The 20,746-nt window shown below is 71.7% G+C and carries 20 protein-coding genes; 6 read left to right on the top strand and 14 right to left on the bottom strand.

What is annotated here, in order from left to right; genetic code table 11:
- Positions 1 to 155 precede the first annotated feature (155 nt).
- From IEW07_RS03625 to IEW07_RS03605, 5 genes are all read left to right on the top strand, one after another.
- Entirely contained in the window at positions 156 to 1,508 is a 1,353-nt protein-coding gene (locus IEW07_RS03625) for an MFS transporter (protein WP_188534461.1), read from the top strand.
- Positions 1,509 to 1,547: 39 nt separating this feature from the next.
- Positions 1,548 to 2,705, top strand: a complete 1,158-nt coding sequence (locus tag IEW07_RS03620) for a maleylacetate reductase (RefSeq protein ID WP_188534460.1) — start codon at positions 1,548 to 1,550, stop codon at positions 2,703 to 2,705.
- A gap of 43 nt (positions 2,706 to 2,748) precedes the next feature.
- Positions 2,749 to 3,666, top strand: a complete 918-nt coding sequence (locus tag IEW07_RS03615) for a hydroxyquinol 1,2-dioxygenase (RefSeq protein ID WP_188534459.1) — start codon at positions 2,749 to 2,751, stop codon at positions 3,664 to 3,666.
- Between the two features lie 82 nt (positions 3,667 to 3,748).
- Entirely contained in the window at positions 3,749 to 4,150 is a 402-nt protein-coding gene (pcaC, locus tag IEW07_RS03610) for a 4-carboxymuconolactone decarboxylase (RefSeq protein ID WP_188534458.1), read from the top strand.
- Positions 4,143 to 5,024 carry an NAD(P)-dependent oxidoreductase gene (locus tag IEW07_RS03605; protein ID WP_188534457.1) on the top strand — a complete coding sequence of 294 codons (882 nt, stop codon included), beginning with the start codon at positions 4,143 to 4,145 and terminating at the stop codon, positions 5,022 to 5,024. Before pcaC ends, IEW07_RS03605 begins: the two co-directional genes overlap by 8 nt.
- A 69-nt stretch (positions 5,025 to 5,093) precedes the next feature.
- On the opposite strand, the gene IEW07_RS03600 is transcribed toward IEW07_RS03605, so the two are convergent.
- The 11 genes from IEW07_RS03600 to IEW07_RS03550 are packed head-to-tail and all read right to left on the bottom strand — an operon-like array spanning position 5,094 to position 15,016.
- On the bottom strand, positions 5,094 to 5,534 hold the full coding sequence (locus tag IEW07_RS03600) for an HtaA domain-containing protein (protein ID WP_188534456.1): 441 nt from the start codon (positions 5,532 to 5,534) through the stop codon (positions 5,094 to 5,096).
- A 39-nt stretch (positions 5,535 to 5,573) separates the two neighbouring features.
- Positions 5,574 to 6,470, bottom strand: a complete 897-nt coding sequence (locus IEW07_RS03595) for an SDR family NAD(P)-dependent oxidoreductase (protein WP_188534455.1) — start codon at positions 6,468 to 6,470, stop codon at positions 5,574 to 5,576.
- On the bottom strand, positions 6,467 to 7,267 hold the full coding sequence (locus IEW07_RS03590) for a carboxymuconolactone decarboxylase family protein (protein WP_188534454.1): 801 nt from the start codon (positions 7,265 to 7,267) through the stop codon (positions 6,467 to 6,469). Before IEW07_RS03590 ends, IEW07_RS03595 begins: the two co-directional genes overlap by 4 nt.
- A gap of 37 nt (positions 7,268 to 7,304) precedes the next feature.
- Complete coding sequence (locus IEW07_RS03585) at positions 7,305 to 7,673, bottom strand: FmdB family zinc ribbon protein (RefSeq protein WP_188534453.1); 369 nt, start codon at positions 7,671 to 7,673, stop codon at positions 7,305 to 7,307.
- 10 nt (positions 7,674 to 7,683) lie between these two features.
- A complete protein-coding gene (locus IEW07_RS03580) occupies positions 7,684 to 8,472 on the bottom strand; it encodes an N-acyl homoserine lactonase family protein (RefSeq protein ID WP_188534452.1) in 789 nt (262 codons plus the stop codon).
- The gene (locus tag IEW07_RS03575; RefSeq protein WP_188534451.1) at positions 8,469 to 9,440 is read right to left on the bottom strand and encodes an alpha/beta fold hydrolase; all 972 of its coding nucleotides are present in this window, start codon (positions 9,438 to 9,440) and stop codon (positions 8,469 to 8,471) included. The genes IEW07_RS03580 and IEW07_RS03575 overlap by 4 nt, the downstream gene beginning before the upstream one ends.
- Positions 9,437 to 10,648 carry a cytochrome P450 gene (locus IEW07_RS03570; RefSeq protein ID WP_188534450.1) on the bottom strand — a complete coding sequence of 404 codons (1,212 nt, stop codon included), beginning with the start codon at positions 10,646 to 10,648 and terminating at the stop codon, positions 9,437 to 9,439. The genes IEW07_RS03575 and IEW07_RS03570 overlap by 4 nt, the downstream gene beginning before the upstream one ends.
- A 45-nt stretch (positions 10,649 to 10,693) precedes the next feature.
- Positions 10,694 to 11,539, bottom strand: a complete 846-nt coding sequence (locus IEW07_RS03565) for an SDR family NAD(P)-dependent oxidoreductase (RefSeq protein WP_188534449.1) — start codon at positions 11,537 to 11,539, stop codon at positions 10,694 to 10,696.
- A complete protein-coding gene (locus IEW07_RS03560) occupies positions 11,536 to 12,762 on the bottom strand; it encodes an FAD-dependent oxidoreductase (RefSeq protein ID WP_188534448.1) in 1,227 nt (408 codons plus the stop codon). The genes IEW07_RS03565 and IEW07_RS03560 overlap by 4 nt, the downstream gene beginning before the upstream one ends.
- 33 nt (positions 12,763 to 12,795) lie before the next feature.
- The gene (locus IEW07_RS03555) at positions 12,796 to 13,779 is read right to left on the bottom strand and encodes a PDR/VanB family oxidoreductase (protein ID WP_188534447.1); all 984 of its coding nucleotides are present in this window, start codon (positions 13,777 to 13,779) and stop codon (positions 12,796 to 12,798) included.
- Between the two features lie 52 nt (positions 13,780 to 13,831).
- Positions 13,832 to 15,016 (bottom strand): cytochrome P450, encoded by a 1,185-nt coding sequence (locus IEW07_RS03550; protein ID WP_188534446.1) that lies wholly within the window; start codon positions 15,014 to 15,016, stop codon positions 13,832 to 13,834.
- Between the two features lie 126 nt (positions 15,017 to 15,142).
- Here IEW07_RS03550 and IEW07_RS03545 point away from each other — a divergent pair, with 126 nt between their 5' ends.
- Positions 15,143 to 16,069: a LysR family transcriptional regulator gene (locus tag IEW07_RS03545; RefSeq protein ID WP_188534445.1), complete on the top strand. Its 927-nt coding sequence runs from the start codon at positions 15,143 to 15,145 to the stop codon at positions 16,067 to 16,069.
- Positions 16,070 to 16,076: 7 nt separating this feature from the next.
- Here IEW07_RS03545 and IEW07_RS03540 read toward each other — a convergent pair whose 3' ends face one another.
- From IEW07_RS03540 to IEW07_RS03530, 3 genes are read right to left on the bottom strand one after another with little or no spacing between them, the layout of a single operon-like run.
- Positions 16,077 to 18,329, bottom strand: a complete 2,253-nt coding sequence (locus IEW07_RS03540; RefSeq protein ID WP_188534444.1) for a cytochrome P450 — start codon at positions 18,327 to 18,329, stop codon at positions 16,077 to 16,079.
- A gap of 10 nt (positions 18,330 to 18,339) precedes the next feature.
- On the bottom strand, positions 18,340 to 19,557 hold the full coding sequence (locus IEW07_RS03535; RefSeq protein WP_229741539.1) for a serine hydrolase domain-containing protein: 1,218 nt from the start codon (positions 19,555 to 19,557) through the stop codon (positions 18,340 to 18,342).
- 32 nt (positions 19,558 to 19,589) lie between these two features.
- On the bottom strand, positions 19,590 to 20,402 hold the full coding sequence (locus tag IEW07_RS03530) for an SDR family NAD(P)-dependent oxidoreductase (RefSeq protein WP_188534443.1): 813 nt from the start codon (positions 20,400 to 20,402) through the stop codon (positions 19,590 to 19,592).
- Positions 20,403 to 20,746: the final 344 nt, after the last annotated feature.

Genomic DNA, 20,746 nt, shown 5'->3' with positions numbered 1-20,746 from the left:
TAGACAGGTGTCTAGACAATCGGTGCTTTCGGTGCCCATACTCTTCTTGTATGTCACGGCGCATCAACAAAGGTTCTATGTGTTGCTGGCCGATCGGGGCGTCACTACTGTCGGGACCACTGTCTGTGACTCCACTCACACACCCGGAGGTCCCCGTGTCCAATGCAGCACCGCCCGTCCAGGCCCCCCGCGGCACGGTCCGCAAGGTCGCGGCCGCCAGCCTGGCGGGCAACGCCATCGAGTACTACGACTTCTCCATCTACGGTCTGGCCGCCGCCCTGGTGTTCCCGGCGCTGTTCTTCCCGCAGTCGGACCCCTTCGTCGGCACCCTGGCCACGTTCGCCACCATGGCGGTCGGCTACCTGTCACGCCCTGTGGGCGCTGTGATCTTCGGGCACTTCGGAGACCGCATCGGCCGCAAGCCGATGCTGGTCATCACGCTCCTCATCATGGGCGGGGCCACGATGCTCATCGGCCTCCTGCCGACCTACGAGACGATCGGCGCCTGGGCCGCCGTCCTGCTCGTCACGCTGCGGCTGCTCCAGGGAATCGCGTTCGGAGGCGAGTGGGGTGGGGCCATCCTCATGGCCTTCGAGTACGCCCCCGAGCACCGGCGGGGCTTCTTCGCCGCGATCCCCCAGGTGGGCCCGGCGACCGGCTCCATCCTCGGCAACGCCGTCTTCCTGCTCGTCACGCTGCTCCCCGACGAGCAGATGCTCGCCTGGGGTTGGCGCATCCCGTTCCTGCTCAGCGCCGTTCTCGTGATCGTCGGCATGATCATCCGCCTCAAGATCGCCGAGTCCCCCGAGTTCCGCACGGTCAAGGCGGAGGGCCGGGCCGTGGACGTCCCGATCATCGCCGTGCTCAAGCACCACCTGCGCCCGGTGCTGCTGGTGACCGGCGGCTTCCTGGGCTTCGGCGCCTTCTCGATCATCGTCATGGCCTATCTGGTGAATTACAGCACGAACCAGGCCGGCATCGACCCGACCGTCATGCTGTCCTTCACCCTGCTCTCCTTCGTGCTGCAGATCCCCACGATCCTGTTCTTCGGGCACCTCTCCGACCGCGTGGACAGACGGCGTCTCATGGCGGTGGGCTCGGTGCTGGCCATGGTCTCGATCTTCGGGATGTTCTGGGCCGTGGAGTCCCACAACCCCTGGCTGATCATGCTCGGCTACGCGGTGGGCTTCGGATGCCTCTACCCGGTGGCCTACGGAGCACAGCCGGCGCTCTTCGCGGATGCCTTCACCCCTGAGGTGCGGTTCACCGGCATGTCGCTGGGGTACCAGGGCGCGAACGTCCTGGGCTCCGGGTTCACCCCGATGATCGCCGCGTCCCTCCTGCAGTACACGGGGTCCCCGTGGGCCATCCCCGTGTTCGTCACCCTCACCCTGGTGATCTCGATGTTCTGCCTCATGCGCCTGGCCACGCTTGCCGCCCAGCGCAAGGCCCTGACCTCGGCCACGTCCCGGGACCCCCAGGCCGACGGGGTCCCCAGCATCGTCTGACCCCGGCATCCGTCGGCGCTCTCCCGAAAGGTTCCTCAGATGGAATTCATGCACACCACCCTGGGCCAGCGGGTCCTGTTCGGCACCGGCCTCGCCGCCGAGCACGTGGCCGCCGAGCTGGACCGGCTCGGCGCCACCCGGCCGATGGTCATCGCCGCACCTCCGGAGCGGGCCCTGGCCGAGACCGCCACCGCCGGCACCGACGCGGTCCTGTGGTGGGACCAGGTCATCCAGCACGTCCCGGTCGAGACCGCCCAGGCCGCCCGAGTGGCGGCGGCCGACCACGACGTCGATGCCATCGTGTGCGTCGGCGGTGGGTCGACCACCGGTCTGGCCAAGGCGATCGCCCTGACCACCGGCATCCCGGTCATCGCTGTGCCGACCACCTACGCCGGCTCCGAGGCCACCGACGTCTGGGGACTCACCGAGGACCGCACCAAGATCACCGGGGCCGATGCCCGCGTGCTGCCGGTGGCGGTGGTCTACGACGCCGAGCTGTCGGCGTCCCTGCCGGCGGGCCTGTCCGTGGCCTCCGGGCTCAACGGCCTGGCCCACTGCGTGGACTCCCTGTGGGCCCCGAAGGCCGACCCGATCAACCAGGCGATGGCCCTGGAAGGGGCCCGCGCCCTGAACCTGGCCCTGCGCGGGATCGTCGCCGACCCCGACGACCTCCAGGCCCGGGAGCAGGCCCTCTACGGCTGCTACCTCGCCGCGGTCGCCTTCGCCTCCGCGGGCTCAGGGCTGCACCACAAGATCTGCCACGTGCTGGGTGGGACCTTCGACCTGCCCCACGCCCAGACCCACGCCACCGTGCTCCCGTACGTGCTGGCCCTCAACGCCCCGGCCGTCCCCGAGCTGGCCGTCCGGCTGGCCACCGCCCTGGGGAAGCCCCCGGTGGCCCCCGAGCACGACGCGGTGGCCTCCCTGCACGGGCTGCCCGCCGCCGGCGGACAGGACCCGGCCGAAGCCGCGGTCGAGGCCCTGCGCCGGCTCTACACGGCCGTCGAGGCGCCGTCACGGCTGGCCGACTACGGGTTCACCGCCAGCGGGATCCCCGAGGCCGTCGAGCGGGTCCTGGCGGCCGCCCCGGCCTCGAACCCGGTGCCGGTCGTCGAGGCCAACATCACCGGCCTGATCACCGACGCCCTGACCGGGGCCGCCCCGGCACCTGCCACGGCCACCCTGCTCGCCCGCTGATCGAGCACCCCGGCGCACCCACCCGCTACGAGGAGGATTCCCCATGACCGAGACCACCACCGCCCCGGCCGGCGCCGCCGTGCCCGCCGAGCAGCGCGCGGCCGAGGAGGCCCTGACCGCGAAGGTTCTCGCCTCCTTCGCCGGCACTCCCGACCCCCGCCTCAAGCAGCTCATGCAGGCCCTCACCCGCCATCTGCACGCCTTCGTCCGCGAGGTCCGCCTCACCGAGGCCGAGTGGGAGAAGGCGATCGAGTTCCTCACCGCGGTGGGGCACATCACCGACGACCGCCGCCAGGAGTTCATCCTGCTCTCCGACGTGCTCGGGGCCTCGATGCAGACCATCGCGGTCAACAACCCCGTGGACGGGGACGCCACCGAGGCCACCGTCTTCGGCCCCTTCTTCCTGGAGGACGCCCCGGAGATCCCGCTCGGCGGGGACATCGCCGGCGGTGCCACCGGGCAGCCGGCCTGGGTGGAGGGCACCGTCACCGACACGCAGGGCGACCCGATCCCCGGCGCCCGGATCGAGGTGTGGGAGGCCGACGAGGACGGCTTCTACGACGTCCAGTACGGCGACGACCGCATCACCGGCCGCGCCCACCTCTATGCCGATCAGAACGGCAACTACGCGTTCTGGGGGCTGACCCCGACCCCCTACCCGATCCCGCACGACGGCCCCGTCGGGGCGATGCTCGCGGCCACGAACCGGTCCCCGGTGCGGGCAGCACACCTGCACTTCATGGTCACCGCCGAGAACCACCGGACCCTGGTCACCCACATCTTCGTCGAGGACGACCCCCAGATCGAGATCGGGGACTCCGTGTTCGGGGTGAAGGACTCGCTCATCAAGACCTTTGCCACCCAGCCGCCCGGCACCCCCACCCCCGACGGCCGTGACCTCGGCGAGCAGGAGTGGGCACGGACCCGCTTCGACATCGTCCTGGCACCCAGCCCCTTCTGACCCGGCGCCGACGAGCACCGTCCGCGCCGTCAGCACGACCCAGCACAGCACCAGAAGCACAGCACACGAAAGGAACGACGACATGCCGTCGAACACCACCCACCAGCAGACCTACCAGGCCGGCCTCGAGATGCGCAGGACCGTCCTCGGGGCGGAGCACGTCGAGCGCTCACTGGCCAACGCCTCGGAGTTCGCCCAGCCGATGCAGGAGTTCGTCACCGAGTACTGCTGGGGAGCGGTCTGGAACCGTCCCGGTCTGGAGCGTCGCACCCGCAGCCTGCTCAACCTCGCCATGCTCACCGCACTCAACCGCAACCACGAGCTGGCCGTCCACGTGAAGGGCGCGGTCAACAACGGCGTCACCGAGGAGGAGATCCAGGAAGTGCTCCTCCAGGCCGCCGTCTACGTCGGCGTCCCCGCAGCACTGGAGTCCTTCCGCGTGGCGGAGAAGACCCTCAAGGAGATGAAGGAAGCCCATGTCTGAGCCGCACCTGACCATCGGCATGATCGGTCTGGGGAACATGGGGCTCCCCATGTCCGCCCGCCTGCTCCAGGCCGGCCACCGTGTCCTGGGCTTCGACCTGAGCCCGGAGAACCTCTCGGCGTTCTCCGCCCGGGGCGGCACCCCGGCTGAGAGCGTCGGCGGTGTCACCGAGGACATCGATCTCCTGATCCTCATGCTGCCCAGCTCCGACATCGTGGAGAACGTCCTCCTCGAGCAGGGTGTGGCCGCACGGATGCCGGAGGGAGCGGTCGTCGTGGACATGAGCTCCTCGGTCCCGGGCCGCACCAAGGACCTGGCCGAGCGGCTGCGCACCGGGTTCGGCGTCCGGCTCGTCGACGCACCGGTCTCCGGTGGGGTCAAGGGCGCAGTGGCCGGGACCCTGACCATCATGGTCGGCGGCGTCGACGAGGACGTCGCCGTCGTGCGCCCCGCGCTGGAGGCCATGGGCCGGCTCGTCCGGACGGGACCGGTCGCCTCGGGCCACGCCCTCAAGGCACTGAACAACCTGCTGTCCGCCACGCACCTGCTGGTGACCAGCGAGGCCCTGCACGTGGGGACCCGCTTCGGCATGGACCCCGAGGTGATGCTCGAGGCCATCAACGGGGCCAGTGGCCGCAGCGGGTCCACCGAGAACAAGTGGCCGAACTTCGTGGTGCCGCAGACCTACGACTCCGGCTTCTCCCTGGCGCTGATGGTGAAGGACATGAAGATCGCGCGGGAGCTCGCCCATGACGTCGGTCTGGGCACCCCGCTGGCCGACCGTGCGGTGGAGCTGTGGGAGCAGGCCGCGGGAGAGCTGCCGCAGGATGCCGACCACACGGAGATCGCCCGCTGGAGCGCGCTCCGGCAGTGATCCGCCCGCCACGACGAGAAGGGCCCCGTCCGGACGGACGGGGCCCTTCTCGTCGTGGCGGGGGATCGGTCAGTCCTGCCGGACCTCCAGGGGATCGAGCTCCTCCCCTGGACGGTAGTAGCCGCCGAACAGCGCGGCCCCGGGCTCGCTCAGCCGCGCGTCGTACAGGACGGCCCCGTCCGTGCGCGCGCGCTCGGCGAGGTGGGCCAGGACCAGCCGCTCCTCCGTCTCCCCCTCACCGGGGGCGAGGACGGTCAGGGCGAGCCCGCCGCCGTCGACGGTCTCGAGCGCGGGCCGCGCGACGCGGACGAACAGCATCCCGCCGTGCGCGCGCAGGCGCAGGTCGCCCCGGAAGCGGCGGCCCGAGGGGTCCTCGGGGTCACCGGGGAAGGCGAAGACGCCCGCCTCGGGGTCCGCCTCCGCCCCGTCCTCGACGGAGAGGGCGCCGTCGGGGAGGGCGGAGACGTAGCGGAGCAGACTGGACTTCACCGGCCAGAGCAGGAAGGTCACTGGGACACCTTTCGGGGAGAGGAGGGCGACGTCGAGGACTCAGAGCTCGACGTCGTTGGGACCCACGTGCTGGCCACCGCCGTCGATGTTGAGCACGGCGCCGGTGACGTAGCTCGAGGCGGGGGAGGCGACGTAGACGGCCAGGCCCTCCAGCTCGGGCAGCTGCGCCGAGCGCTTCAGGGCGGAGACCTTCACGAAGTCCGCCGTCATCGCCTCGGCCGCGGGGTTGGCCTTGCGGATGTTGGTCTCGAACAGGCCGGGGGCGACCGCGTTGACCGTGATCCCGCGGTGGGCGAGCTCCAGCGCGGCGTTGCGGACCAGGCCGACCACGCCGGCCTTCGTCGACGCGTAGGCGTAGCCGACCATCGGGTCCGCCCGGATCCCGCCGACGGACGAGGTCACGACGATCCGCCCGTAGCCGGTGTTCAGGTGGCGAGCCGCGGCGGACATCGTGTTGACCGCGCCGGTCAGGTTGACGTCGAGGACCTGCTGCCAGCGCTCCCGGTCGAGGTCGGTGATCCGGCCGGTCCTCAGCCGCGGACCGATACCGGCGCTGATCCCCGCGTTGGCGAACACGACGTGCAGGCCGTGCTCGCTGTGCTCGAGCCGGTCGAAGAGGGCGTCCAGCTGGTCGAAGTCGGTGATGTCCGCGACGGCTACGTCGACCTGCAGGCCCTGCTCCGCCAGGTCGGTCCGGGCCTCGTCGAGGCGGTCGCCGACGACGTCCAGCAGGGTCACGTGGGCGCCGGCCTCGGCGAGCGCCGTGCCCATGCGCAGGCCCAGCCCGCTGCCGCCGCCGGTGACGACGACGCCCAGGCCGCGGACGTCGAACAGCTCCCCCAGCTTCTGCAGGCGGCGCTCCTCGGGCACCCCGGAGGGTCCGGCGCCCGGCACGGGCGGGATCGTGGAGGTGGTGGTGCCGGTCGTGGTGGTCATGGCTGGTTCTCCTGTTCGGGGGTGCCGGCCCCGTGCGCACGCACGCGGGCCAGGGTGAGGGCGCCCTCGAGCACCCCGTGGGTGCCGAGGGTCGAAGCGATCTCCAGGACGGCCAGCAGCTCGTCCGGGGTGGCCCCGTGCCGCAGTGCGTTGCGGAAGTGCTGCTCGATGCCGGGACGGTGCAGGTGGGTCGCCGCGACGTCGAAGGCGATGTAGACGAACTCCTTGACCTTGGGCTCGAGCACCCCGTCCGTCCACGGGAGGCCGGAGTACTCGCAGTAGGCCTCGAAGAGGTCGAGGTCCAGCCGCAGCAGCTGCTCGAAGTCCTCGTGCCAGAACCCGCGGCGCGCCTCGAAGGTGTTCTTGAGCCGCTGCTGGTGGCCGGTCAGGGGCGCGGGCTCCTCGGGCAGGTGACCGGTCTCCCGCAGGACCTGCTCGAGGATCGCGCCGCCGACGTTGTGGGCGTGGATCCCCAGCGTTCCGGTGAGCTGCAGGACCTCGGCCACCTCCTGCTCCGTGGCGCCGGCCGCCAGGGCCCCGCGCACGTGCTGCTCGGTGCCGGGCCCGTAGAGGTGGGTCGCGGCGGCGGCGACGGCCAGGTGCACCAGGTGGCGGATCCTGGCGGGCAGGACGCCGCGGCGCTCCGCCACGCCGGTCAGCGCGGCGTGCACGGCGAACTGGCGCCGGTCCAGGTCCAGCAGCGCCTGCAGGCGCTCGTCCCAGTGCCCGTGCAGGTGCTCGAACTCCGTGCGGAGCCGTTCGGCGGCGCTCGCCGGGGCCTGTGTCGTGCTCGTCATGGTGGTGGATCCCTTCCTCGGGGGGGGCGTGCCTGGGTCAGTGGGTGTGCAGCACCTGGTCGAGCGGCACGGGGCCGTGCTCCTCGTAGCGCCGGGTCTGCCGGGTCCGCTCGGCCGCGAGCGTGTCGTCGTCGCCGCGGTACTGGGCGATCATCGACCGGCGCGCCCCCGGGGCGACGTGGCACAGTCCGGGGACGTCCGGGTTGTCGCGGCAGTCGGTGCTGCCGGCGGCGGGGGAGATCGCGGCCAGGGCCTCCCCCGACCGGCGCAGCCCCGCGGTCGTGTAGCGGCGGACGGCCTCCTCGGAGCACCGGCCGCACGCCAGCCCGCGCGGCGCGGGCACCTCCACGAGGCGCTCGCCGGCCCATCCGCAGGCCGTGCAGCGGTAGTCGAACAGTCGCCTCATGACCCGGCGCTCACTTGATCTCGACGCCCGGGCCGCCGAAGTCGGCCCAGTCGCGCTCGTCGTGGGCGATCCACAGGCGGGCGTTCTCCCGCTCGGTCAGCGCCACGAGCCTGCGCACGCTGTCCTTGGCCAGTTCGTGGTCCCAGTCGGACGGGTCCGGCTGGGTCCACTCGACGGCCTCGCGCAGGTGCACGGTGTCACCGGTGAGGACCACGTTCTGGGACGGCAGCCGCACCAGGGCGGACAGCTCGCCCGGCGTGTGGCCGGGGAAGTGGTGGATCTCGATGGCGCCGTCGCCGAAGAGGTCCAGGACCGGGGTGGTCACGGTGGTCCAGTTGAAGGACTGGACGGTCGGGGACATGTACTCCTCCGGGAAGAAGAGGTGCTGCACCTCCGCCGGCGGCCGCGCGGACCAGGCGAACTCCCCCGGGCCGACGTAGAACCTGGCCTGCGGGAACAGGTAGAGCCCGCCCGCGTGGTCGCTGTGGGTGTGGGAGAGGATCACGTGGGTGACGTCCGTGACGTCGAAGCCCAGTTTCCGGATCTGCCGGTCGATGCGCTGCTCCGGGCGCGACGTGATCATCGTGGTCTCCGGCCGGTCCCCGAACAGGAGGGCGGGGTCGTCGCAGACCACCGGGTTCATGCCGGTGTCGAAGAGCACCAGCCCCTGCTCGTGCTCGATCAGGTAGCCCGGCAGCGGGATGTTCACCGTGCCCTCGGCGCCGACCACGAGGTGCGCGGCGTCGATGGTCATGGTCGGGGAGTCCAGTCCCCAGAGGCGGTGGGCCATGGTGGTCATGGTCGGTGCTCCGTTCGGTCGAGGCTGCTCCGTCGCAGCCGGTCGAGGACGAGGTCTAGGACCTGTCCGTTGGTGGCCTCGAAGACGAGGCCGTGCCCGTTGCCAGGGAGTCCGTGCTCGGCCAGGAGGAGGTGTTCGGCCTCCAGGCCCAGCGCCCGCAGGTGCGCGACGGTCTGCTCGTCGTCCCGGGCACGCCCGGAGGCGCCGGCCGAGACGACGAGGACCGGGGGCGGCGGGCCGTCGGACTCCCAGCGGCCCAGGTCCACGGCGCTGAGGCCGTGCTCGAGCCGGCCGCGCTCCCCCAGGTCCCGGTACGGCGGGCCCAGCGGTTCCACGGCGACGACCGCGCGCACCAGGTCGGGGCGGCGCAGCAGCGCGCCCCACCCGGCGGGGGCGCCCGCGGAGTGGACGACGACGACGGCGGGGCCCGTCCGCTCGAGCAGCTGGACGGTGCGCGCGACGTCCTGCTCGTGCGCGCGGGCGGTGTCCAGGAGCATGCCCGCGGAGGAGGCCACCAGCTCGTCGAGGTGCGGCTCGCCCGGGGACCGCTCCCAGGGCCAGGCCTCGGAGCCGGCGCCGTCCTGGGCGGGGCCCAGGAAGAGCCGGTCGGCGAGCTCGTAGGTGGCCCCGGGGGTGCGGCCTCCCATGCGCTCCGGGAGGTACGGCGAGCGCCCGTGCCCGGGGCGGTCCAGGAGGTAGACGGCCCAGCCCTTGCGGACCAGCCGCCGGGCCCAGCCGTCGTGGTCCCCGTAGCCCAGCCAGTCGGTGGACTGGCCCCCGCCGCCGTGGACGAGGACCGCGACGGGGGCGTCGTCGTCGTCCGGCGCCTCCCACTGGACGAAGGCCGGCGCCTCCTGCCAGGTGCCCTCGGACCCGTCGCGCAGCTCGCCCCGCAGCCACAGCTCACCCCGGCGGAGGGTCTCCGCGGGCCGGTTCCGGTGCGGGGCGGGCACAGCGGGCGCGGTCACCGGCGTGCCGGGGTCAGGCGCACGGGCACCTTCTCGTGCCCGAACGCCTGGTAGTTGACGGCCTGCACGGGCTCGCCCACGAGCTCGATGCGCTCGACGCGCTCGACGAGGGCGCGCAGCAGCGTGCGCGCCTCCAGACGGGCCACGCCCTGGCCGGCGCAGGTGTGGATGCCGAAGCCGAAGGACAGGTGGCCGCCCTTCATCTCGCGGTCGACGTGGAACTCGTCCGGGTTCTCGTACTGGCGTCCGTCGCGCCCGGCGCCGAGCCACATGGTGAGGATCTTCGCGCCCTCCGGGATGCGCACCCCGCCCAGCACGGTCTCCTTCTTGGCCCAGCGCCCGCCGTAGCGGGAGGCCGGGTAGTAGCGGATGGCCTCCTCCCAGGCGTTGTCCACGAGCTCCGGGTTCTCCCGCAGCTTCTGCCACTCGCCGGGGTTGTCGGCGAAGGCGCGGATCATGCTGGCGATGGAGGCGGTGGTGGTGTCGAAGCCGGCGGCGAAGATGGACTTGAGGATCTGCTGGGCCTCGGTCTCGGTGATCTTCCCCTCCTCGGCCTGCTGGTAGAGCATCCAGCCGATGCTGCCCTCGGCCTGCAGCTCCTTGGCGGTGTTGGCCTCCACCCACTCCTGGCCCTCCGCGCCGCGGGCCAGCTTCTGTCGCTGCAGTTCGCTGTCGGGGCCGAAGACGTTGAACACGGCGTCCCCGAACTTCAGGAGCGCCTCGCGGCCCTCCTCGGGCAGGCCGAGCACGTCCGGGAAGACCTTGAGGACGAAGGCCACGGACAGCTCGCGGAACGCGTCGATCTCCACGGGCCCGTCGGCGAGCAGCCGGTCGACCAGCTGCTCGGCCCAGTCCTTGAAGTAGGCCTCCATCCTCTGCAGGTTCTCCTCGTTGAGGACCTTCAGCACGGCGCCCTTGGAGCGGTTGTGCTCGGGCGGGTCCTCGAGGATGAGGATCCGCGGACGGAACGGGGAGGGCGCGTAGAACGGCCGGCTGGTGGACGAGAACGTCCGGGGGTCTCGCAGGGCCTTCTTGATCTCGGCGTAGCGGGTGATCGCGTAGTAGTCGTACTTCTTGACGTAGACGACGGGGGCGAGCTCCCGGCAGCGCCCGTCCATCTCGTGCACGTTCTGGAGGGACTCCAGGGCGAACGGGTCGTAGTCCGTCTCGGGCGCCTCGATGACGGTGTCGGCCACGGTTTCTGTCATGACTTGTCCTTCGGTCGGTGGTGGTGTGTCGGTGGGCGGTGGGGCTCAGGTCCCGGCGGTGCGCGCGGCGGGCGCCGTCCCGGTCCGGACCCACTCCAGGCGCCGCTCGAGCCCGGCGACAGCGCTGTCGGGGTGGGTGAGGACGAAGAACGCGTTCTCCCGCACGGAGCCCAGGACCTGGTCGGCGACGTCGGCGGGGTCGAGGCCGACCTCCTCGGAGAGCCGGGCGAGGTTCTCGATCACGGCCAGCCGCTCCGGCTCCGCGGCCTTGGGGACGGCGCGGGGGCGGTTGCGCTCCGCCTCCGTCATCCGGGTCTTCACCGGCCCGGGGGCGAGGAGGGAGACCCCGACCGTGCTCCCCCGGCCGCGCAGCTCGATGTCCAGGCACTCGGACAGGCCCAGGACCGCGAACTTGGAGGCGCAGTAGGGCGTCATGGTGGGCGTGCCGGAGTTGAAGGCGGCCACCGAGGCGGTGTTCACGATGTGCCCCTCCTCCTGCTGCTCCAGCAGGGGCAGGAACACCTGGCAGCCGTGGAGCACACCGAAGAAGTTCACGTCCATGACCCAGCGCCAGGCGCTCTCCGGGATGTTGAGGAACGTGCCGCCGGTCTCGACGCCGGCGTTGTTGCACACCAGGTCCACCCGTCCGAAGCGCTCGATCGTCGCGTCGGCCAGGGCCTGGACGCTGTCGAGGTCGCTGACGTCCGTGCGCACGCCCAGCACCTCGACGCCGGGGCGGGCCAGGGAGGCGACCGCGGTGTCCAGGGCCTGCTGCTCGATGTCGGCGACCACGACGTTCATGCCCTCGTCGGCGAACCGGTCCGCCATGGCGTAGCCGATGCCGCTGGCCCCGCCGGTGACGACGGCGGTCCTGCCCGTGAAGGTCCTCATGCGGTGGCTCCTTCCGTGAGCTGCTGCGCCCCGGGCACCAGCGAGGGCGTCTCCAGGGACTTGACGAACATGAGCCGCTCCCGGGCCGCGTCGTCGTCGGCCGCGAGCCGGCGAAGTCCGCGCAGGGCCTCCTCCAGGCGCACCGGGTCGTCCGAGTGGTAGACCAGGGACTTGTTGCCGGCGGCGGCCGGGTTGACCTTCTCCACGAAGATCCGCCGGCGCTCCTCGGCGTAGCGGTCGAGGACCTCCTCTCCCGCCTCCCCGCGGACCACGGCCGCGAGCGCCTCCTCGAGGACGTAGGTGTCGAACAGCCCGCTGGTCAGGCCCAGGCCGCCGGTGGGGTTGGTGGCGTGCGCGGCGTCGCCGGCCAGCAGCACCCGCCCGGCGCGGAAGCTGCTCGCCGCCCGCTGGTGCATCCGGTAGGGGGAGAACGCCTCGACCTCCGGGTGCTCGTCGTCGGGCAGGATGGCGGCGAAGAAGTCCGGCATGCGATCGGTGACGGTCTCCTCGGGCAGGTCCGCGGACTCGCAGTAGGTGTAGCGCCACAGGCCGGTGGTCCCGGAGTTGTCGATCTTGGAGATGATGGCGCCGTAGACGTCGTCGATGAGGTTCGTGGTCTGGCTGAAGCCCTTCGCCTCGAACGGGTAGCGGATGTTGGTGGCCACGAACCGCTCGGGCCAGGTGAAGCCCTCGAACTCCAGGCCCACGCTGCGGCGGACCCTGCTGCCGGCCCCGTCGGCGCCGATCAGCCACCGGCCGGTGGCCTCGACGGGTCCGTCCGGGCCCTCGAGGACCGCCGTCACCGTGTCCTCGTCCTGGCGCACGTCCACGAGCGAGTGGCCCCAGTGGACGGTGGCGCTGTCGAGCTCCGCGAGGTGGCGCAGCGCGATCTCGGCCAGCCGGTGCTGTCCCAGGTGCAGGTTGTGCGGGTGCCGCACCCGCCCCTCGAGGACCTGGAGGCCGTAGTTGATCTCCTCGCCGGTCCTGTGGACCTTGTAGGTGTAGTCCTGCTTGAGGAACCCTGCGGCCACCGCGTCCTCGTACACGCCCAGCCGCTCGAGACCGTCGAGCACCGACCAGTGGTAGACCATCGCCCGCGGGGACTGGACGACCTCCTGCTGGCGCTCGTAGAGCTCGACCTGGATTCCGCGGCGGGCCAGCCCCAGGGCGTTGAGCACGCCCACCGGGCCGGCGCCCACGATCAGCACCGTGTCGTTCGTCATGTCGTTTTCCTTCCTCGTGCTCCGGGACGGAGCTCAGATCTCCAGTTCGAGCCGGTCGCCCTTGGCCCGGGAGACGCAGATCATCATCACGTCGTTCTCGGCCTTCTCCTCGTCGCTGAGGATGGAGTCGCGGTGGTCGACCTCCCCGCACAGCACGCGGGTCTCGCAGGTCCCGCAGGTGCCCTCCATGCAGGAGAAGATGACCGGGACGCCGGCCTCCTCGGCGACCTCGACGATGCTGCGGTCCTCGGGGACCTCGACCTCCACGTCGGACTCGGTGAACCGGACGGTGAACGCGCCGCGGTCCTTGGTGAGCAGCTCGGCGTCCTTGGGGGCGAACCGCTCCAGGTGCAGGGAGCCCGCCGGCCAGTGCGCCGTGGCGGACTCCATGGCGCGCAGCATCCCCTCGGGCCCGCACGCGTAGACGAGGGTGTCCTCCTGGACGGTCCCGAAGCGCTCGGCGAGGTCCAGGATGCCGACCTCGTCGTTGGGGCAGACCTCGACCTTGCCGGGGTGCCGCGCGACGATCTCGTCGAGGAAGGCCATGGTGGCGCGGGAGCGGCCCATGTAGGTCAGGGACCACTCGGCGCCCTCCCGTTCGGCGGCCTCGAGCATCGGCATCAGGGGGGTGATGCCGATGCCGCCGGCGACGAACCGGTACCTCGGGGAGGAGACGAGCTCGAAGTGGTTGTTCGGGCCGGTGACCTCGACGCTCTGACCGGGCGCCAGGCCCTCGTGCACGAGCTGCGACCCGCCGCGGCTCGCGGGCTCGCGCAGCACGCCCAGACGGTAGGTGCCGCGGTCGCCGGGGCTGCCGCACAGGGAGTACTGGCGGTCCAGGCCGTCGGCCAGGTGCAGGTCGAGGTGGGCGCCGGGCAGCCAGGCGGGCAGCTCGGCGCTGTCGGGGGAGCCCAGGACCACTTCGACGACGCCGTCGGCGGCGGGCCGCTTGGCGAGGATCTCGAGGGTCAGGTGCTGGGTCTCGTGGTGGACGCGCTCGGCGGACTGGACGGACATGACGTTCTCCTCCGGGATGGGCAGGGTGTGCGTGACGGGGTGCCGCGGTGGTTCAGCGGCGGACGAAGCGGACGGGGGCGTGGGACCAGCCGGTGCGCAGGGGGCGGCCGTTGGACTCCGGCTCGGCGGCGAGCTCGAAGCCCCCGGTCTTGGTGAGGATCTGCTCGAGCATGATCCGCAGCTCCGCGCGGGCGATCGGGGCGCCCATGCACTGGTGGGGCCCGTGCCCGAAGGTCAGGTGCGGGTTGGTCGAACGGTCGATGCGGAACTGCTCGGCGTCCTCGAACTTCTCGGGGTCCCGGTTGGCGGCGTAGACGTTGAGCCCCACCTTGGTGCCGGCCGGGATGGTGCGCCCGTAGGCCTCGACGTCCTTGGTGGCGTGGCGGCCGGTGTGGTGCAGCGGCGGGGCCAGGCGCAGCACCTCCTCGACCGCGGCGGGGATCAGGGCGGGGTCCGCGCGCAGCTGCGCCTGGACCTCGGGGCGCCGGCCCAGCCAGTGCACGATGGAGCCGATGGCCGCGGTCGTGGTGTCCGCACCGGCGGAGAAGATCTGGACGCCGATGGCCACGGCCTCCTCCTGGGTGATGGCCCGCCCCTCGGGCCGGAGCTCGAGGACGCCGGTCATGACGTCGACCTCCGGGTCCTGGGGGTTGCGCCGCCGGTCCTCGATCAGGGACTCCACGGTGGGGTTCCACAGCCGCTTGTTGACCTCGCGGTGCTTCTCGAGGTCGTGGCGGACGGAGTCGGCCTCGGCGAGGCTGGCGGCCATGGTCTCCCAGGCGTCCTCCTGCAGACGGAGGAACCTGGCCAGGACCTGCTGGGGGACGATCGTGCCGAACCCCGTGATCAGGTCCCCGCCGCCCCGGGCGACCAGCGGGTCCAGGCTCTTGGCGACGAGCTGCTCGATGTCCGGGACCAGCATCTGCACCCGCGCGGGGGTGAAGTACTGCTGGAGGAACTTCCGGAAGAACGTGTGCTCGGGCGGGTTCGTCTGGATGGGGATGGACTTCATGAACTCGGGGAACTCCACGAACGGCTGGCCGCTCTTGTAGGTCTTCCAGTCCCGGGCGCCCTTCTGGACGTCCTTGTAGCGCATGAAGCCGTAGAAGCCGTCGTAGTCGCTGGTGTAGGCCAGCGGCGCGTCCTCCCGCAGACGGGCGTACACGGCCGGGTAGTCCTCCACGGTGGTGGGGTTCCAGTCGTCCTGGGTGCGGGTCTGGGTTTCCTGCTGGGTCACGGGTGCTCCTCGAGATCAGTGTGTTGTGGCTCACAGGCCGGGGACTTGTCCACCACGATAGGAGCGGGACAAGCCCTTTGATATACCTTCTGCCAAGTTGACCGGGGCTAGGTATATGATCTGAATATGGACATCCGGCACATCCGATACTTCCTCGAGGTCGTCCGCGAGGGCTCCATCTCCAAGGCCGCCAAGAGCCTCGGCATGACCCAGCCGCCGCTGAGCGCGGCCATGAGCGCGCTCGAGAAGGAGCTGGGGGTGCGGCTCCTGGAGCGGACCCCGCGGGGCATCAGGCCGACGCCCGCGGGCCTCCACCTGGTGGAGCGCGGCACCCGGCTGGTCCGGGAGTCGCAGGACCTGACCCGCGAGCTCAAGGGGCACGGGCGCGGCGTGGTGGGCGCGCTGCACCTCGCGGTCTACATGCCGTTCTCCTGGTCCTACCTGCCCGTCTACCTCAGGCGGTTCGGCGTGGCCTCGCCCGGGGTGGAGGTCACCCTGCACGACCCCTCCCCGGACGAGACGCTCGACGGCGTCGCCAACGGCACCTTCGACCTCGCGGTCATGGCCACGAGCGACCTGGGGCTGATCCGCCACGCGTACTCCGACGTGCTGGTCACGGAGCCCGTGCGCCGGCTCGAGCTCGTGGCCCTGGTCAACGAGGACTTCCCTCACCCCGAGGACCCGCTGCCCCTCGAGCGGCTCGCGGAGGAGACCTGGCTGCTGCCCGAGCCCACTCCGCGCTTCCCGGGCGTGGCCGAGGTCCTGACCCAGCAGTGGGAACGGCTGGAGGTCGTGCCCCCGCGCCTGAAGCCGGTCAAGAACCTGCAGACCACGCTCCCGCTGATCAGCGCCGGCATGGGAGTCACCATCCTCCCGCCGGAGGTGCTGGGCATGCGCACCGAGGGCGTGGAGGCCCGCAGGCTCTCCCCCGCCCCGGCGCCGCTCGACGTGGTCCTCCTGTGGAGCTCCCGGCAGGAGCCCACGGAGGTCGCGCAGCGGTTCATCGACACCGTGCGCGACGTCCGGGCGGCCCAGGAGGACCACGCCGGCTGAGCCGGGGTCACCGGTCGAGCACGAGCCGCGGGCAGCCCGCGGCGGCGCGGGAGACGCAGATCATCAGGGTCTCGTCCGCCTCCTGCTCCGACGCGGTGAGGATGGAGTCCCGGTGGTCGGCGCGGCCGGAGAGGATCGGCGTCTCGCAGGTGCCGCACGTGCCGGTCTTGCACGAGGAGATCACCGGCAGCCCGGCCCGCTCGGCGGCCTCCAGGATCGTCTCCTCCGCGCCCACCGCGACCGTGGTCCCGGAGCCCGCGAACTCGACCTCGAAGGCCGTGTCCGGCACGGTGCGCTCCACGGCCTTGGGCGCGAAGCGCTCCAGGCGCAGGGCGTCCTTGGGCCAGTGCGAGGTGCACTCCTCGGCGGCCCGCAGCAGCGGCTCGGGCCCGCACGCGTAGACCAGGGTGTCCTCGCGCACCGCCCCGAGCAGCCCGGGCAGGTCGATCAGCCCGCGCTCGTCCTGCGGGACCACCGTGACCCGGTCGCCGTACGGCGCCAGCTCGGGCAGGAACGCCATCGACGCGCGGGTGCGCCCGCCGTAGACGAGCTCCCAGTCGGCGCCGGCGCGCCCGGCCTCGCGGACCATGGCGAGGATCGGGGTGATGCCGATCCCGCCCGCCACGAACACGTACCGCGGCGAGGGCGCGAGCCGGAAGTTGTTGCGCGGCCAGGAGACGGTGACCCGGGAGCCCGGCAGCAGGGTCTCGTGCACGGCCGCCGACCCGCCGCGCCCGGAGACCTCCTTGAGCACGCCGATCCGGTAGACGGCCGTCTCCTCGGGGTCGGAGGACAGGGAGTACTGCCGCACGAACGGCTCGAGCCCGCCGTTGGGCACGTGCACGTCCACGTGCGCCCCGGCCCGCCAGCGCGGCAGGTCCCCGCCGTCCGGGTGGCCGAGGGTCAGGGCGACGACGCCGTCCGACGCCTCGGTCCGCTCCAGCACCTCGAGGCTGAGCGTGCGCACCGCCCGCTCCTTGGAGCGCTCGACGTCCGCCACGTCCCAGTGCACGTGCAGCGAGCGCCGCACGGGCAGCAGGGCCATGCGCAAGAAGTCCAGCTCCTCGGTGTCGTCCGGGCGCAGGGAGGGCAGCCGCTCGAAGAGCACCCGGAGGCCGGTGGCGCCCTGGACGCGGGCCAGCGGGTTGCCGAGGCAGGTGTGCCGCCCGGCGGTGAAGGCGAGGTGGTCGGTGGGGTCCGGCCGGTGGATGTCGAACTCGAAGGGCCGCTCCACGTGGTCCGGGTCGGTGTTGGCCGCGGCCAGGGCGATCCAGATCATGTCCCCCGCGGCGATCGTCACGCCGGAGAGCTCGACGTCGCGCGTGGCCCGCCGGGAGGTGAACGTGGAGGAGGGGCGGCGGCGCACGGTCTCCTCGAAGACCCGCGGCCACAGCTCGGGCTCGGCGATCGCGTCCTGGAGCGCCTCGGGGTGCTGGGACAGGAAGATCACCGCGTTGGTCATGGCCTGGGCGGTGGTGTCCGTGCCGGCGGCCGCGAACTCCGAGACGTGCAGGGCGATCTGCGGGGTGGGCAGGGCCCAGGACCCGTCCTCCTTCCGGGCGGAGGCCATCACCGAGATGATGTCGTCGGCGTCGGAGTCCCGGCGGGAGTCGATGATCTCCCGCAGCACGAGGTTGGCCCCGACGAAGCGCTCCCACACCTCGGAGCGCTTCGGCTCGGGCAGCGGCTCGTGGGCGGAGGAGAGCACCGCGAAGAGGTCGTCGCGCAGCTGGCGCAGCATCGCCTCGTGCTCGTAGCCCAGGCCCAGCAGCGCCATGATCGTCTGGGTGGTGAGCTCCAGCGAGTACTCCTCGAGCAGGTTCCCCGAGCCCTGGGTCTCGAACCGGTCGATGATCCGGTGCGCGCGGGCCTCGATCTCCGGCTGGAGCCGGTCCATGCGCTCCTTGACGAAGCCGCGCTGGGCCACGGAGCGGGCCTCGGTGTGGCCGGGCGGGTCCTGGCCCACGATCATCTTCGCCACGAGCTCGGGCGGGTAGGTCTCCCGGTACTTCTCGGGGACGTCGGCCGCGGAGTTGGACGCCGAGGAGTAGGTCCGCCAGTCGGAGAGCACCGCGAGGCAGTCCTCGCGCTTCGTGACGATCCAGGCGTTGAGGTACGGGTACCAGAACACCGGGGTCGCGTCCCGGACCTCGGACAGGTGCCGGGCGGGGTCGCGGTAGTAGTCGTCCCCCATGGCGTCGAAGCCGTGGGCGACGGGGCAGCGGCCGGTGGGGCGGGCGTCGTCGTGCACTGCGGTCATGGCTGGGTCCTCACTCGCTGATGACGGCGGAGGCCGCGATCGTGGACAGTTTCTGGAAGCGCGCGACGTTGTCGCCCTCGTCCATCACTCCGGAGGAGAGGAAGCAGAAGGACACGTCGGAGACGGGGTCCACCCACAGCAGGGAGGAGCCGGCGCCGTAGGAGCCGAAGGTGCGCGGGGAGACGAAGGGGCCGAAGAAGCGGGCGTGCGTGCCGGAGCCCGCGAGCGCCATGCCCAGGCCCATGTTCCCGGGCGGGAGGTCCCACTTCCGGGCGGCGGCGACCATGCCGTAGAGGTCGTTGATCTGCTCGCCGGTCTGGTTGGTGGTGGCGAAGTCCAGGACGGACTCGCCGATGATCTGCTCCCCGGAGGCGGTGCGGCCCCGGTTGCGCAGCATCTCGGTGAACGCGAAGACGTCGTCGATCGTGGAGACCGCGCCCACCCAGGGCATCTCGGCGTCGGGGCGGTCGATGACGTCGTTGAGGCACTCGATGTCCTCGGGCTTGAGCCACGAGTCGTTGGCCACGATGACCTTCAGGGGCACGGCCCGGTCCTGCCACTGCGGCGGCGTGCCGAACCGGGTGTTCGCCATGCCCACGGGGCCGAAGACCTTCTCCTGCATGAGCTCCCGGAAGGACCCGGCGCCGTAGGCGCGGCGGGCCATCTCGCCCATGAGCGCGTGGTTGATGGCCGCGGAGTAGTTGAGGTTCGTGCCGGGCTCGTGCACGACGTCCACGCCGCACAGCGCCGAGATCACGTCGGCCAGGACGCCGAAGCCCTCGGGGCCCAGGCCCGGGTTGGGAGTGGCGGGCATGCCGGCGCGGTGGGTGAGGAGGTGGGCGAGGTTGATCCGGTCCTTGCGGGCGGCGCGGAACGGCTCGGTGCCGAAGAACTCGGGGATGAGGTCGACGACCCGCGTGGACAGCATCAGCCGCCCCTCGCTGAGCGCCCGGTAGACCAGAACGTTGGTGAATCCCTTGGACATGGACAGGATGCGGTAGACGTCGTCGGGGCGGGTGGGGCGCCCGGCGGCGAGGTCGGCGAGGCCGTAGCTGCCCCGCAGGGCGATCTCGCCGTGGCGGGCGACGACGACGTTGGCGCCGTGGTACTCGCCGCGCTCGATGTCCTGGCGGATCGTGTCGTCCAGGGCCTCGAGGAAGCGTCGCTCGAGGCCGGGGACGTCGCTGATGGTGGTGGTGGTGGTCTCCTGGACCGCGGTGTGCTGCACGGGTGCTCTCCGTTCGGGGTGCTGGGTGGGTCTCAGAGCATCAGGGCGCCGCCGGAGGGCGACATCGTCTGGCCGGTGTAGTGCCCGGCCGCGTCCGAGGCGAGGAACAGGACGGTCCGCCCGATCTCCTCCGGCTCGGCCACGCGCTTGAGCGGCTGCAGGGCGAGCAGCGCCTGGACGTGGTCCTCCCCGGAGGCGGTGAACATGGGGGTGTTGATGCCGGCCGGGGCCAGCGCGTTGACCCGGATGTCGAACGGGGCGAGCTCCGCGGCGACCGCCTTGGTGAGGCCCACGACGGCGGCCTTGGAGGCCGGGTAGTACGCGGGCATCGGCAGGCCGAGCAGCCCGGCGACGGAGGCGAAGTTGATGATCGAGCCGCGGCCGGCCTTCTTCAGCAGCGGCGCGGCGGCGCGGATCGCGTAGAAGGTGCCGTTGAGGTTGATGGCGACGACGCGGTCGAAGTCCTCGTCGGTGATGCCGCCCAGGAACTCCGGGTGGTAGGGCTCCCCGGTCTTGAAGGACTCGATCATCCTCGTGTTGATCTCGTCCACCCACGCCTGCTTCTCCTTGTCCGGGGTGGAGACCCCGGCGGCGTTCACGAGGATGTCGAGCTTGCCGTGGTCGGCCTCCACCTGGGCGAAGACCTGGTCCACGGCGAGCGAGTCGGAGACGTCCACGGCGAAGCCGCGGGCCCGGTCCAGGCCGGTGAACTCGCGGTCGAGGGCCTCCTGCCGGAGGTCGATGCCGTAGACGGTGGCGCCCGCCCCGATGAGCGCCTTGGCGGCGGCCAGGCCCATGCCCGAGGCCGCGCCCGTGACGACTGCGATCGTGCCGTGCAGTTCCATGCGGTACTCCCGTTGTTCTCGGGGCAGGACGCGGCGCCGGAGCGGCGTGTGTCCTGCCTCACAGTGATGATGTGCGGCCAGCCTGTCAGAAAACTAGACACCTGTCTAGATTCGGGCAGAACTATTTCTCCGCGCCCCTGCGCAACCGTGCTGAAATCGTGTCCTTCACCGCGCGTGCAAGGGTTTACTTTGGTAATCCCCCCACTTCAGGGAGCCCTGGAGGCTCGCCGCGAGCGACCTCGACACTCGACGCGCCCCCAGCGCGTGTCGGCACAGCCATGCGCCGCGCCGGCGGCAGGACCGCCCGGAACCCCGCAGCCCCGCGAGCGGGCTGCCCTCGTCCA

Source organism: Kocuria dechangensis (genome assembly GCF_014636775.1).
Taxonomy (GTDB): Bacteria; Actinomycetota; Actinomycetes; order Actinomycetales; family Micrococcaceae; genus Kocuria; species Kocuria dechangensis.
This window is presented reverse-complemented; position numbering and strand designations above follow the sequence as displayed.

What these genes read in the sequence shown, in the direction of transcription:
- IEW07_RS03620 (WP_188534460.1), top strand. Translation starts at nt 1,548, where the DNA reads ATGGAATTCATGCACACCACCCTGGGCCAGCGGGTCCTGTTCGGCACC.
- IEW07_RS03615 (WP_188534459.1), top strand. Translation starts at nt 2,749, where the DNA reads ATGACCGAGACCACCACCGCCCCGGCCGGCGCCGCCGTGCCCGCCGAG.
- pcaC (WP_188534458.1), top strand. Translation starts at nt 3,749, where the DNA reads ATGCCGTCGAACACCACCCACCAGCAGACCTACCAGGCCGGCCTCGAG.
- IEW07_RS03605 (WP_188534457.1), top strand. Translation starts at nt 4,143, where the DNA reads ATGTCTGAGCCGCACCTGACCATCGGCATGATCGGTCTGGGGAACATG.
- IEW07_RS03595 (WP_188534455.1), bottom strand. Translation starts at nt 6,470, where the DNA reads ATGACCACCACGACCGGCACCACCACCTCCACGATCCCGCCCGTGCCG.
- IEW07_RS03590 (WP_188534454.1), bottom strand. Translation starts at nt 7,267, where the DNA reads ATGACGAGCACGACACAGGCCCCGGCGAGCGCCGCCGAACGGCTCCGC.
- IEW07_RS03585 (WP_188534453.1), bottom strand. Translation starts at nt 7,673, where the DNA reads ATGAGGCGACTGTTCGACTACCGCTGCACGGCCTGCGGATGGGCCGGC.
- IEW07_RS03580 (WP_188534452.1), bottom strand. Translation starts at nt 8,472, where the DNA reads ATGACCACCATGGCCCACCGCCTCTGGGGACTGGACTCCCCGACCATG.
- IEW07_RS03570 (WP_188534450.1), bottom strand. Translation starts at nt 10,648, where the DNA reads ATGACAGAAACCGTGGCCGACACCGTCATCGAGGCGCCCGAGACGGAC.
- IEW07_RS03565 (WP_188534449.1), bottom strand. Translation starts at nt 11,539, where the DNA reads ATGAGGACCTTCACGGGCAGGACCGCCGTCGTCACCGGCGGGGCCAGC.
- IEW07_RS03560 (WP_188534448.1), bottom strand. Translation starts at nt 12,762, where the DNA reads ATGACGAACGACACGGTGCTGATCGTGGGCGCCGGCCCGGTGGGCGTG.
- IEW07_RS03555 (WP_188534447.1), bottom strand. Translation starts at nt 13,779, where the DNA reads ATGTCCGTCCAGTCCGCCGAGCGCGTCCACCACGAGACCCAGCACCTG.
- IEW07_RS03545 (WP_188534445.1), top strand. Translation starts at nt 15,143, where the DNA reads ATGGACATCCGGCACATCCGATACTTCCTCGAGGTCGTCCGCGAGGGC.
- IEW07_RS03540 (WP_188534444.1), bottom strand. Translation starts at nt 18,329, where the DNA reads ATGACCGCAGTGCACGACGACGCCCGCCCCACCGGCCGCTGCCCCGTC.
- IEW07_RS03530 (WP_188534443.1), bottom strand. Translation starts at nt 20,402, where the DNA reads ATGGAACTGCACGGCACGATCGCAGTCGTCACGGGCGCGGCCTCGGGC.